We start from the raw sequence: 12,649 nt of genomic DNA, 5'->3' as shown, positions 1-12,649 counted from the left end.
ATCGGAGATGCCGACGTCGCTCCCCGTGAGGGGGGAGGGGCCGGCCTCAGCGCGGTGCGCCCACCAGCTGCGCGACGTGCACGACGAAGGCGCGGCGGCGGTCTCGCGTCTCCTCTCCGCTCCGGGAGGCGAAGGGGGTGAGGTGCCAGATCTCGCACAGGCCGAGGAGGGCGATGAAGAGGTCGTCGGCCGACCAGCTCGCGTCGACGACGCCGGTGCGCTGCCACTCGAGGACCCGGGCCTCGGGGGCGGGGACCCCGCCGAGCTGCTCGCCGGCCTCCTCCCAGACGCCGGCTCCCTCCAGGCGCGCCCACGTGAGCAGGCGCAGGAACTCCGGGTGCTCCCACACGTGGTCGAACATGCGGCCCGCGAGGTCGGGGAGGTCCGCCGCCTCGGCGAGGAGCGTCTCGTCGAGAGCGCCGAGCGCCTCGACGACGGTCGCGACGAACAGGCCGCGCTTGCCGCCGTAGTAGGCGTAGAGCCGCTCCTTGTTCAGACCCGCGGCCGCGGCCACACGGTCGACCCGGGCGCCCGCGAAGCCGTGGGCGGCGAACTCGACGGAGGCCGCGCGGAGGATCCGCTCGCGCGCGGGCAGCGCCGCATCGGATGTCGGCTCCATGGTTCACCTCCGGGCGCTCGAACGATACACTCTTCTTCGCCCAACCAACTGGTTGGGGTGGTTCGGCCCCGATGACGCGGCTCGGATCCGGACCCGCCGGTCCCGCTCCGCTCCGTGTGAAAGGCCGCCATGCCCTCCCCGTCCGCTCCCTCCTCCGCCCGCCGCTGGTGGGTGCTCGTGATCCTCGCGCTCACGCAGCTCGTCGTCGTGCTCGACGGCACCATCGTCACGATCGCCCTCCCCGCCGCGCAGGCCGACCTCGGCCTCACCGACGTCGAGCGCCAGTGGGTCGTCACCGCCTACGCCCTCGCGTTCGGCGCGCTCCTGCTCCTGGGCGGCCGCATCGCCGACTACACCGGCCGCAAGCGCACCTACCTGATCGGGATGATCGGCTTCGGCGCCGCCTCCGCCTGGGGCGGCCTCGCCACCTCCGGCACCGAGCTGATCGCCGCCCGCGGGCTGCAGGGCGCCTTCGCCGCGCTGCTCGCTCCGGCCGCTCTGGCCCTCCTCACCGTCTCCTTCCCCTCCGGCCGCGAGCGGGGCACGGCCTTCGCCGTCTTCGGAGCGGTCGCCGGAGCGGGCGCCGCCGTCGGCCTCGTGCTGGGCGGGCTGCTCACCGAGTTCGCCGACTGGCGCTGGTGCCTCCTCGTCAACGTCCCCGTCGTCGTGGTCGGCGCGATCGCCGGCCAGCTGCTCGTCACCGAGAGCCGCGCGGAGGGGCGCAACCGCTTCGACGTCGCCGGGACGATCACCGTCGCGCTCGGGCTCGCGAGCGTCGTCTACGGCTTCACCCTCGCCGAGCAGGGCTGGCTCCGCGTCGACACCCTCGGCTTCCTCCTCGTCGGCGTGCTGCTGCTGGCCCTCTTCGTGCGGATCCAGGCCCGCTCCGACCACCCGTCGCTGCCGCTGCGCATCGTCGCCGACCGCGTCCGCGGCGGAGCCTTCCTGGTCCAGGCGATCGTCGGCAGCGTGATGATCGGCTCCACCCTCTACCTGACCCTGCACCTGCAGCTGGTCCTGGGCCTGCCGCCGCTCGAGGCGGGCCTGGCCAATCTGCCGATGACGGTGACGATCATGATCGTCGCCGGAGTCGCCGCCAAGCTGCTGCCGCGCATCGGCCCGCGCGTGCTGATGATCGTCGGCCCGCTGATCGCGGCGGCCGGGCTCCTCTACCTGAGCCGCATCACCCCCGACGGCGGCTACCTCCTCGAGGTGCTGCCCGCGCTGATCCTCCTGGGCGTCGGCATGGCGATGGTCTTCGTGCCGCTGCAGAACCTCGCGCTCACCGGAGTCGCGGCCCACGACGCCGGTGCCGCCGGAGCGACCGCGAACGCCGCCATGCAGATCGGCGGCTCGATCGGGCTGTCGATCTTCACGACCCTCTACGCGGGAGTCGCGGGCGAGCAGCAGTCGCCGGTCGCCTTCGTCGACGGCTACTCCGCGGTCTTCGTCGCGGCCGCGATCGGGCTGGTCGTCGCCTCCGTCGTCGCCGTCGCGATGATCCGGGTGAAGAAGGAGGAGTTCCTCGCCCAGGCTCCGAAGGAGGCCGTCGCCCACCTGGGCTGATCCCGGCCTAGGCTCGGAAGCGCTATGCAGCCACTGACCGAGACCGAGATCCGCGAGTCCTTCGTCAACGCCTCCCGCAAGGAGGTCGCCGATCTCGCGCTGCCGAAGGACTTCGACGCGCTGGACTGGTCGGTCATCGACCATCTCGGGTGGCGCGACCGGAGGATGGGCCGCCGCGCCTACGTCGTCGTGCCGCTGGAGGAGCGCCTCGTCGGGGTCCTGCTCACCCAGGCCGACGCCCTGCCGCGCTCGCGGGCGCAGTGCTCGTGGTGCCGCGACGTGCAGCTCCCGAACGACGTCGTCTTCTTCGGGGCGCGGAAGGCCGGAGCGGCCGGGCGGGCGGGGGACTCGCTCGGCACGCTCGTCTGCTCCCGCTTCGAGTGCTCGGTGAACGTGCGGCGGCGTCCGTCGGTGGCCTACATCGGCTTCGACCTCGAGGCGGCGCGAGCGCAGCGGATCGCGACTCTGCGGGCGCGCACCGAGGGCTTCGCGCGCGAGGTGCTCGGCGAGGCGTGACCGCGCTCAGCGGCGCGTTGACGCGCGCACGTGCATCCGCTCGCCCTGGCGGCCGAAGAGGCTGAGGAACTCGACCTGCTGCTCGTCGGCGCGGCCGAACCAGTGCGGCACCCGGGTGTCGAACTCGGCGGCCTCGCCGGCCGGCAGCACCAGATCGTGCTCGCCGAGCCGCAGGCGGAGCCGCCCGCTCAGCACGTAGAGCCACTCGAAGCCCTCGTGCGCGCGCTGCTCCGCCGGCTCCGTCACCGGCCCGGCCGGGAGCGTGTGCTTGAACGCCTGGAGCGCGCCCGAGTCGCGGCTGAGCGGCTGGATGAGCATGCCGTTCCGGCGCACCGGCCGCCCGTGCACGCGGGGATCCTCCGGCGCGGCGCCGACGAGCTCGTCGAGCGGCGCCCCGAGGGCGCGGGCGATCGGGAGGAGCAGCTCCAGCGTCGCGCGGCGGCCGCCGCTCTCGAGGCGCGAGAGAGTGCTCGCCGAGATGCCGGTCTCGGCCGCGAGGGACGCGAGCGTGCGGTCGCGGCGGGTGCGCAGGCGCCGGAGCCGTGGCCCGACGGCGGCGACGATCTCGTCGTCGGACGGGGCGGGCGGGGTCTCGGGCACGACGCCATCCTGGCACGTGCGGTCGCGCCGCATGCCGGAACAGCACGGATCCTCGCGGCCCGCCCCGGGGCGGCGGAGCATCGACCCATGACCTCCACCGACGCCCCCACCGGCCCGTCCGCCCCCGCCCCCGCCGACGTCCTGATCCTCGGCGCCTCCTTCGCCGGCCTCGCCGCCGCCACCGCCCTCGGCCGCAGTCTCCGCGACGTCCTCGTCGTCGACGGCGGACCTCCACGCAACGCACCCTCGCCCGGTGCCCACAACGTGCTGACCCGCGACGGCGTCCCGCCCACGGAGCTGGTGCGCCTGGCGCGCGCCGAGGCCGAGGGCTACGGTGCCCGGGTGGTCGAGGGCGAGGCGGTCCGCGCCTCCGCGGGTGCCGAGGGCGTGACCGCGACCCTCGTCGACGGCACGGTCCTCCGCGCGCGCCGCCTCCTGCTCGCGACCGGCGTCCGCGACCTGCTGCCGGAGATCCCCGGGCTCGGCGCCCGCTGGGGACGGGACGTCCTGCACTGCCCCTACTGCCACGGCTTCGAGGTGCGCGGCCGGCGGATCGGCGTGCTCGGCAGCTCGTTCGCCGGGCACCAGGCGCAGATGTTCCGGCAGCTCAGCGACCGGACGTCGATCCTGCTCCACGGCGCACCCGCGCCCGCCGGGGACGAGGCGGCGGCGCTGGCCGCCCGCGGGATCGCTCTCGTGCCGGGCCGCGTCGAGAAGGTCCTCGTCGAGGACGACCGCCTGGTCGGCGTGGTGATCGACGGTCGGCGGCACGAGCTCGACGCGCTCGTCGTCGGCCCGCGGGTCGAGGGGCGGCTCCCCGAGGGGCTCGGCCTCGAGCTCGCCGACCATCCGTCGGGAGTCGCGCGGCACCTCGCCGTCGATCCGATGGGCCGGACCGGCGTCGCCGGGGTCTTCGCCGCGGGCTCGCTGGTCGAGCCGATGGCGCAGGTCGTCGCCTCGTCCGCCGACGGGCTGCGCGTGGGCGCGGCGATCAACCACGACCTGATCGAGGAGGAGATCGCCGCCGCACTGCGGGCCGCCTGACGCGCGCTCAGCGGCGGCGGTACTCCAGTTCCGGGCGGCCGGGGGAGCCGTAGCGGGGCGCGCGGTCCGCGACTCCGGAGTCGGCGAGGTGCTCGAGGTAGCGGCGGGCCGTCACTCGCGAGATGTCGAGGCGGGTGGCGAGCTCGGCCGCCGAGAGGCCGACGGGGCCCAGCAGCGCGGTGACGGCCTCGAGGGTCTGCGCCGAGAGCCCCTTCGCCAGACCCGGGGCGTTGGAGGTGCGGAGCGCCGCGAAGGCCCCGTCCACCTCGTGCTGGCTGGCGACGTCGGCGCCGTGCATCCGCTCGCGGTACGACCGGTAGCTGGCGAGCTTGGCGGCGAACGCGCTGAAGACGAACGGCTTGATCAGGTACTGTACGATGCCGGCGGCGACGGAGGCGCGCACGTTCGCGGCGTCGCGGACGGCGGTGATCGCGATGACGTCGACGTCCAGGCCCGCCGCCCGGACGGCCCGGCAGAGGTCGAGGCCGCCCATGTCCGGCAGGTTCATGTCGAGCAGGATCAGCGCGATGCCCGGGTCCGCGCGCAGGGCCCGGATCGCCTCCGCCCCGCTGCCGGCGACCGCGGCCACCTCGAAGCCGTCGACCCGTCGGACGTAGTCGGCGTGGGCGCTCGCGGTCAGCGGCTCGTCCTCGACGACGAGCACCCGGATCACGACGCCACCCGCGCGGGCAGCGGCAGCTGCACCGTGAACACCGCGCCGACGTGGCGCGAGACCTCGATCGAGCCGCCGAGGCGCTCCACCACCTGCTGCACCAGCGCCAGGCCGATGCCGCGGCCGAAGCCGTCCGACTCCTTCGTCGAGTAGCCGCGCGCGAAGACGTCGGCGGCGCTCGCGACTCCGGGGCCGCTGTCCGACACCTGCACCACCAGCTCGCCCTCCGCGAGGCCGAGGTAGACCTCCACCCACGGCTCGCGGTCCGGAGCGGAGGAGGCGGCCGCGTCGAGGGCGTTGTCGATCAGATTGCCGAGCACCGTCACGAGGTCCCCGGGCTCCAGCCCCTGCGTGCCGGGCTCGAGGTGCGTCTCGAAGTGCAGCTCGACGCCGCGCTCGCGGGCCTGTGCGGCCTTGCCCAGCAGCAGGGCGGCGATCACCGGCTCCTGCACGGAGCCGAGGACCCGGTCGGCCAGGCGCTGGCTGAGGTTCAGCTCGCCGGCGGCGAACGCGAGCGCCTCGTCGGGGCGGCCGAGCTCGATCAGCGACGCGATGGTGTGCAGGCGGTTCGAGAACTCGTGGGTCTGCGAGCGCAGCGCGTCCGAGAGGGTGCGCAGCGACTCCAGCTCGCCGCTCACCCGCTGCAGCTCGGTGCGGTCCCGGAGCGTGACGACCGTGCCCAGGGGGCGGGCTCCGGGGGAGGCGGCGGGCCGCTCGTTCACCACGAGGATCCGCTCGCGGGCCACGACCAGGCGGTCCGAGACGGGCTCGTCGTCCTGCAGCAGCTCGCGCAGGGCGCCGGGGAGGTCGAGCTCGGCGACCGGCACCGGCGTCCGCACGCCCTCGAGCCCGAGCAGCTCCAGCGCGTGGTCGTTGGCGAGCACCAGTCGGCCGCGGTCGTCGACCAGCAGCAGCCCCTCCCGCACCGAGTGCAGGACGGACTCGTAGTAGGCGAAGACCTGGCTCATCTGCTCCGGGCCCCGCCCGCCCGTGACCCGCCTCAGGTAGCGGGCGAGGAGCCACGAGCCGAGCGCGCCGAGCGCGACCGCGCCGAGCGCGCCCCACGCGACGACCTGCACGCGGGCGGCGAAGGAGGCGTCCACGGCCGAGAGCGTGACGCCCGCCGACACGAGCGCGACGACCGCGCCGTCGGCGTCCTCGATCGGCGCGACGGCGCGGACGGAGGGCCCGAGCGTGCCGGTGTACGTCTCGGTGAAGGTCCGCCCCTCCAGCGCGGGCTCGATCGTGCCCTGGAACGGCAGGCCGATCCGGTCGCGGTCGCGGTGGGTGTACCGGGTGCGGTCGGGGGCCATGATCGTGAGGAAGTCGACGCCGGTGTCCCGCATGACCTCCTCGGCGTACGGCTGCAGGCTCGCGGAGGGATCCGCTCCCGCCGCCGACTCGAGGACGAACGGATTGTCGGCCACTGTGCGCGCCACGACGAGGCTCCGCTGCGCCGCCTCGTCGCCCGCCCGGCTCCGCGCGTCGAGGGCCAGCACCGCGACCGCCGCCGCGGCGATCAGCAGGATGCTCAGCAGCTGCACGGCGAACAGGCGCGCGGCGATGCTGCCGCGCGGTCCGCGTGCGCTCGGCGTCCTGACCATGCCACTCCCTCGTGAGCGAGCGCTCGGGGCGCCCCGCCGTGAACAGTATGAACGCAACCGTGCCGGGCTCCGGAGGCGGGGCCACCATCGTCCTACCCCCTCACCTCGACGAAGAGAAGGACACCCCATGGCGAAGACGCCTCAGACGCCGGCCGACCGGCTGATCCCCGCGGTCACCCCTCCGAAGACCCGGCGGCGCATCGACCGGAACCACTGGCTCTACATCGCCGTCATCATCGCCGTGGTCGCCGGCGTCGTGGTCGGACTCGTCGCTCCCGCCTTCGCGGCGACGCTCGAGCCCGTCGGCAAGGCCTTCGTCGGACTGATCAAGATGATGATCGCGCCGATCATCTTCTGCACCATCGTCATCGGCATCGGCTCCATCGCGAAGGCCGCCACGGTCGGCAAGGTCGGCGGACTCGCGCTGGGCTACTTCATCGTGATGTCGACCTTCGCCCTGGCGATCGGCCTCGTCGTCGGCAACATCCTGCACCCGGGCGAGGGCCTCGACATCTCGAGCGCCACCTACGACACCAGCGACCTCAAGGCCGAGAGCACCAGCGACTTCGTCCTCGGGATCATCCCCGTCTCGCTGTTCTCCTCGCTCGTGGACGGCAGCATCCTGCAGACCCTCTTCGTCGCGCTGCTCGTCGGCTTCGCGCTGCAGAAGATGGGCGCCAAGGGCCAGCCGATCCTCGGAGCGATCAAGCAGCTCCAGGTCCTGGTCTTCCGCATCCTCTCGATGGTGCTCTGGGTCGCCCCGATCGGCGCGTTCGGCGCCATCGCCGCGGTCGTCGGCAAGACCGGCTGGGGAGCGGTCGTCGCTCTCGCCACCCTGATGATCGGCTTCTACATCACCTGCGCGATCTTCGTGGTCGTCGTCCTCGGCCTGCTGCTGCGCCTGGTGACCGGCGTCAGCATCTTCTCGCTGATGAAGTACCTGGCCCGCGAGTACCTGCTGATCGTCGGCACCTCCTCCTCGGAGGCGGCGCTGCCCCGCCTGATCGCGAAGATGGAGCACCTCGGCGTCTCCAAGCCCGTCGTCGGCATCACCGTGCCCACCGGCTACTCCTTCAACCTCGACGGCACGGCGATCTACCTCACGATGGCGTCGCTGTTCATCGCCTCGGCCACCGGAGCGCCGATGTCGATCCCGGAGCAGATCGGCCTCCTCCTCTTCATGATGATCGCCTCGAAGGGCGCCGCGGGCGTCACCGGAGCGGGCCTGGCCACGCTGGCCGGCGGCCTCCAGTCCTTCCGTCCCGACCTGGTCAACGGCGTCGGCGTGATCGTCGGCATCGACCGCTTCATGTCCGAGGCCCGCGCGGTCACCAACTTCACCGGCAACGCGGTCGCCACCCTTCTCGTGGGCACCTGGACCAAGCAGATCGACATGGTGCAGGTCCGCGAGGTCCTCGGCGGGCGCTCGCCCTTCGACGAGACCACGCGCGGAGCGGACGAGCACGAGGCCCCCGCGTCGGGCACCTCGATCACCGAGGGGATCGCCTCGATCCAGGACTCCGACGACGCGTCGCGGATGCGCGCGGAGATCGCGGCCAAGCGCTAGCCGATCCGATCGCGAAGGCCCCGCCTCCCGGAACCGGTCCGGGAGGCGGGGCCTTCGTCGTCCGCGGGTCAGTGCCTCCGCACCCCGAGCAGAGGCAGGGTCACCGAGCAGAGCGGCCCGATCAGCACCGCGAAGAGGAGGGTGCCGAGGCCGGCGTCGCCGCCGAGGGCCCAGCCGATGAGCAGCACCGTGAGCTCGACGCCCGAGCGCGCCACCCAGATCGGCAGGCCCGTGCGGGTGTGCAGGCCCAGCATCAGTCCGTCGCGGGGCCCCGGACCGAGGTGGGCGCCGATGTAGATCCCGCTCGCGACCGCCAGAAGCACGAGGCCTCCGGCGAAGAGCAGGCCGCGGGCCCACCACTCGTCCGGCGTCGCCAGCACGCGCAGCCCGACATCGATCATCGTGCCGACCACGAGCACGTTCAGCACGGTGCCGAGGCCGGGCCGCTGCCGGAGGGGGATCCACAGCAGCAGGACGAGCAGGCCGATCACGTTCGTGAGCAGTCCGATCCCGAGCCCGGTCTGGTGCGCGACCCCCTGGGCGAAGACGGTCCACGGGTCCACGCCGATCGCCGCGCGGATCATCATCGCGTCGGCGAATCCGTAGAGGATCAGGCCCATCAGCAGGCGCGGCACGGGTCGGAGGCGCCACTGGCCCGCTGGGGGAGCGGCGGCGGCAACGGGAGCGGTGAGGGTCATGGACTCATCACAGCGCGACATTGGCCTTCTTCGCGCGGTCCAATCCGGCTACCTTGGACGCATGGCTGATGTCCACTTCGGCGCGCGCGCCCTGCAGACCCTCCTCGGCGACTGGCGCGAGCAGCGCGGCACCCGGCCCGCCTACCTCGCGCTGGCCGATCGGATCCGCCTCCTCGGGATCGACGGCCGCATCCCCGCGGGCAGCCGCCTGCCCGCCGAGCGCGAGCTCTCGGCCCGCCTCGGCGTCAGCCGCACGACCGTGGCCGCCGCGTACCGCGAGCTGCGCGACAGCGGCTACCTCGTCAGCGTGCGCGGCTCCGGCAGCGTCACCCGCCTGCCGGGAGCGGCCGTGCACGCGGTGCCCTCGCTCGCGCCGGACTTCCTCGACTTCACCAAGGCGGCCCTGCCCGCCGTCCCCGAGCTGGCCGAGGCGTACACCCGCGCGGCGCAGGCGGCCCCCGAGCACTTCGACTCCGGCTCCTACGACACCGTCGGCCTGCCGGTGCTGCGCCGCGCGATCGCCGAGCGCTACACCGCGCGGGGTCTGCGCACCGAGCCCGGCCAGATCATGGTGACCATCGGCGCGCAGCACGCGATCGCGCTCGTCGCCCGCACCCTGCTCGCGAGGGGTGACCGGGCGCTGATCGAGGCCCCGACCTACCCGCACGCCTACGAGGCCCTCCGGCTGGCCGGCGCGCGGCTCGTGCCGGTGAACGTCGACGGGGCGGAGGGCTGGGACGGAGAGGGCCTGATCGCCGCGCTGCGCGGCACGAGCCCGAGCCTGGCCTACCTGATGCCCGACTTCCACAACCCGACCGGCCGCTCCATGGCCCCCGAGCTGCGGGAGCGGGCGATCGCCGCCGCGGCCCGGCAGGGGACCCTGATCATCGCCGACGAGACGACGGCCGAGCTCGACATCGACCGGCGGATGTCGCCGCTGCCGTTCGCCGCCTACGGGACCGAGGGGACGGTGCTCTCGATCGGCTCCGTCGGCAAGACACTGTGGGGCGGCATCCGGATCGGCTGGATCCGCGCCGAGCGGGCGGTGATCCGCAAGCTGGCGCTGGCGCGCTCGGCGAGCGACCTCGGCACGCCGATCCTGGAGCAGCTCCTGGTCGCGGACATGCTCGGCCGGATGGACGGCGTGCTGGAGCTGCGGCGCTCGCAGCTGCGCGCCGGCCGCGACCACCTCGAGGCGGCCCTGGCGCGCGCGATCCCGGAGTGGAGCGTGCCGCGGGTCTCGGGCGGCCTCTCCACCTGGGTGGGGCTGGGCCGGCCGGCGAGCTCGCAGCTGGCGCTCGCCGCCCGGACGGCGGGCCTGCTGATCACCGCGGGCCCGCGCTTCGGGATCGACGGCGCCTTCGAGCGCTTCCTCCGCATCCCGATCGGCTACTCGCCCGAGGCGACCGATCGGGCCGTGGAGGCGCTCGCGACGGCCTGGGCGCAGGTCGCCCGGCACCCGGCGGCCGACCCGGGGTACCTCGCCGACGTGGTCTGAGGTGGAGTGCCTGCCGGGCGTGTGAGATCGTTCTCTCATGAGCGACGGGTACGGCTACCTGCTGGTCCACTTCATGGAGGACCGGACCGGCCACAGCGAGAAGATCTTCCTCTCGCTCAGCCGGGGCGACGATCCGCTGCGCTGGCGAGCGCTCGGGCCGGTGCTGGAGTGGACCGGCGGCACGGGCGGCGTCCGCGACCCCCACATCGTCCGCGGGCCGCGGGGCTTCCACCTCGTCGCCACCGATCTCCGCGTCTGGCGGCCCGAGGGCCCGGACTGGGACCTCTACCGGCACCGGGGGAGCCGCGACCTCGTGGTCTGGGACTCCCCGGACCTCCTCGAGTGGTCCGAGCCGCGCGCGGTCGCCGTCGCTCCCGAGGGCGCGGGCATGGCCTGGGCGCCGGAGTCGGTCTACGACCCGGTCTCGGGCGACTTCCTCGTGCACTGGTCCTCCGGCCTGGCCGAGGACGGCGACCCCGCCACCGGCGAGACGGGCGGCAGCCGCATCCTGCTCGCCCGCACGCGCGACTTCCGCACGTTCGCCGAGCCCGAGACCTACCTGCGGCTGCCCGGCGGAGTGATCGACATGACGCTGCTGATCGAGGGCACGGCCGTCCACCGCTTCGCCAAGCAGCACGACGAGGCCCCCGACACGATGCAGGTGTTCCAGCAGGTCGGCTCCTCCCTCCTCGCGGACGACTTCGCCACCGTCGCCCGGGGGATCGGGCAGGAGCTCGGCCCGAGCATCGAGGGGCCGCTGGTCTTCCGGCACCACCGCGAGGAGCGCTGGTCGCTCTGGGTCGACCAGTACGCCCTCCGCCCCTACGGCTACCGCGCCTACACGAGCACCGACCCGGCCTCGGGCCGCTGGGAGCTCGCGGAGGAGTTCGACCTGCCCGAGGACACCAAGCACGGAGCGGTCCTCCCGCTCACCCGATCCGAGTACACGGCGCTCGACGAGCGCCACCCCGCCTGAGAGGCCCCGCATGACCGACTTCAGCCCCCGTCTCGCCGACGCCCTCGTCACCGTCCTCGGCGCCGACGGCGCTCCGCTCGCCCACGCCGACGTGACGGTCGAGCAGCGCCGCCACGCCTTCGCCTTCGGCTGCACTCCTCCGAGCACCGACCCCGCCCGCGCCGAGGAGCGCCGGCTCTGGCTCGACCTGTTCGACACGGCGACGCTCCCCGTCTACTGGGGCCGCTTCGAGCCGGAGCGCGGCCGCACCGCGACGGAGGAGGTGCTCGCCGAGGCGCGCGCGCTCGCCGCGGACGGCGTCCGGCTGAAGGGGCACCCGCTGGTCTGGCACTACGTGAAGCCGGAGTGGCTCGACGCGCTGCCGCTGGACGAGGCCGAGCAGCTCCTCCGCGCGCGCATCCGCCGGGGGGTGGGCGCCTTCGCCGGGCTGATCGACACCTGGGACGCGATCAACGAGGTCGTCATCATGCCGCGCTTCGCGAACGAGCCGGACGGCGTGACGAACGCCGTCACACGCCTCGCCCGCGAGAAGGGACGCGTCGGCATGGTCGAGCTGGCCTTCTCGGAGGCGCGCAGCCTCGGCACCGGACCGGTGCTCGTGCTGAACGACTTCGACCTCGGGCCCGAGTACGAGCGGCTGATCGAGGACGTGCTCGAGGCCGGGATCCGGCCCGATGCGATCGGCCTGCAGTCGCACATGCACCAGGGGTTCCGCGGGGAGGAGCAGATCGCGGCGATCTGCGACAGGTTCGCGCGCTTCGGTCTGCCGCTGCACTGGACCGAGACCACCCTCGTCTCGGGCGAGCTGATGCCCGCCGAGATCGAGGACCTCAACGACCACGTGGTCGAGGACTGGCCGACCACTCCGGAGGGGGAGGCACGGCAGGCGGACGAGATGGTGCGGCACTACGAGACGCTGGTCGCGCATCCGGCGGTCGAGGCGATCACCTACTGGGGCTTCGACGACGCCGGAGCCTGGCTCGGAGCGCCGGGCGGGTTCCTCCGCCGCGACGGGAGCCCGAAGCCGGCCTACAAGGCGCTGCGCTCGCGGATCCGCGGGGACTGGTGGCTCGAGCCGACGGTGCTCCGGACGGACGCCGAGGGGCGCGTCGGCGTCCGGGCCTTCGCCGGGGACTTCGCGCTCTCGAGCGCGGGGGCGGGCGCTGCAGTGAGCCTCCCTGTCGGGTCGTCGACGGCGGAGGTCCGCCTGGGCTGAGGGCGTCCGGGCCGGCCGGTGGCGCGGGTCGCCCCGTCGCGCGCCCCGGAACGCCGCGTCCCTCCCAACACT

Annotated in this window: 12 protein-coding genes; 7 read left to right on the top strand and 5 right to left on the bottom strand. The window is 73.9% G+C overall.

Annotated elements, in window-relative coordinates:
• Positions 1–46 precede the first annotated feature (46 nt).
• Positions 47–619 (bottom strand): TetR family transcriptional regulator, encoded by a 573-nt coding sequence (locus tag GSU40_RS13360; protein ID WP_104352823.1) that lies wholly within the window; start codon positions 617–619, stop codon positions 47–49.
• A gap of 129 nt (positions 620–748) precedes the next feature.
• On the opposite strand from GSU40_RS13360, the gene GSU40_RS13355 reads away from it, so the two are divergent.
• On the top strand, positions 749–2,185 hold the full coding sequence (locus GSU40_RS13355; RefSeq protein WP_104222849.1) for an MFS transporter: 1,437 nt from the start codon (positions 749–751) through the stop codon (positions 2,183–2,185).
• Positions 2,186–2,209: 24 nt separating this feature from the next.
• On the top strand, positions 2,210–2,701 hold the full coding sequence (locus tag GSU40_RS13350; protein WP_104222848.1) for an FBP domain-containing protein: 492 nt from the start codon (positions 2,210–2,212) through the stop codon (positions 2,699–2,701).
• A 6-nt stretch (positions 2,702–2,707) separates the two neighbouring features.
• On the opposite strand, the gene GSU40_RS13345 is transcribed toward GSU40_RS13350, so the two are convergent.
• A complete protein-coding gene (locus tag GSU40_RS13345; protein WP_244229485.1) occupies positions 2,708–3,301 on the bottom strand; it encodes an XRE family transcriptional regulator in 594 nt (197 codons plus the stop codon).
• 87 nt (positions 3,302–3,388) lie between these two features.
• Between GSU40_RS13345 and GSU40_RS13340 the strand changes: the two genes are divergently transcribed.
• Positions 3,389–4,345: an NAD(P)/FAD-dependent oxidoreductase gene (locus tag GSU40_RS13340; RefSeq protein WP_160035281.1), complete on the top strand. Its 957-nt coding sequence runs from the start codon at positions 3,389–3,391 to the stop codon at positions 4,343–4,345.
• A gap of 7 nt (positions 4,346–4,352) precedes the next feature.
• Here the strand turns inward: GSU40_RS13340 and GSU40_RS13335 are convergent, their stop codons facing one another.
• A complete protein-coding gene (locus GSU40_RS13335; protein ID WP_104223809.1) occupies positions 4,353–5,018 on the bottom strand; it encodes a response regulator in 666 nt (221 codons plus the stop codon).
• Positions 5,015–6,622 (bottom strand): sensor histidine kinase, encoded by a 1,608-nt coding sequence (locus GSU40_RS13330; RefSeq protein ID WP_160035279.1) that lies wholly within the window; start codon positions 6,620–6,622, stop codon positions 5,015–5,017. The genes GSU40_RS13335 and GSU40_RS13330 overlap by 4 nt, the downstream gene beginning before the upstream one ends.
• Before the next feature lie 127 nt (positions 6,623–6,749).
• Between GSU40_RS13330 and GSU40_RS13325 the strand changes: the two genes are divergently transcribed.
• A complete protein-coding gene (locus tag GSU40_RS13325) occupies positions 6,750–8,189 on the top strand; it encodes a cation:dicarboxylase symporter family transporter (RefSeq protein ID WP_160035277.1) in 1,440 nt (479 codons plus the stop codon).
• A gap of 68 nt (positions 8,190–8,257) precedes the next feature.
• On the opposite strand, the gene GSU40_RS13320 is transcribed toward GSU40_RS13325, so the two are convergent.
• A complete protein-coding gene (locus tag GSU40_RS13320) occupies positions 8,258–8,809 on the bottom strand; it encodes a hypothetical protein (RefSeq protein ID WP_160036235.1) in 552 nt (183 codons plus the stop codon).
• A 139-nt stretch (positions 8,810–8,948) separates the two neighbouring features.
• Between GSU40_RS13320 and GSU40_RS13315 the strand changes: the two genes are divergently transcribed.
• Genes GSU40_RS13315 through GSU40_RS13305 form a run of 3 tightly spaced genes read left to right on the top strand, consistent with a single transcriptional unit; the run spans position 8,949 to position 12,577 of the window.
• Positions 8,949–10,385, top strand: a complete 1,437-nt coding sequence (locus GSU40_RS13315; RefSeq protein ID WP_160035275.1) for a PLP-dependent aminotransferase family protein — start codon at positions 8,949–8,951, stop codon at positions 10,383–10,385.
• 37 nt (positions 10,386–10,422) lie between these two features.
• The gene (locus GSU40_RS13310) at positions 10,423–11,361 is read left to right on the top strand and encodes a glycoside hydrolase family 43 protein (RefSeq protein WP_160035273.1); all 939 of its coding nucleotides are present in this window, start codon (positions 10,423–10,425) and stop codon (positions 11,359–11,361) included.
• Between the two features lie 10 nt (positions 11,362–11,371).
• Positions 11,372–12,577: an endo-1,4-beta-xylanase gene (locus GSU40_RS13305; RefSeq protein WP_160035271.1), complete on the top strand. Its 1,206-nt coding sequence runs from the start codon at positions 11,372–11,374 to the stop codon at positions 12,575–12,577.
• Positions 12,578–12,649 lie beyond the last annotated feature (72 nt).

Origin of the sequence: Rathayibacter sp. VKM Ac-2805 (assembly GCF_009834265.1) — a bacterium.
Taxonomy (GTDB): Bacteria; Actinomycetota; Actinomycetes; order Actinomycetales; family Microbacteriaceae; genus Rathayibacter.
Note: the sequence above shows the minus strand (reverse complement) of the source record. Positions and strands in the feature narration are given on the sequence as shown.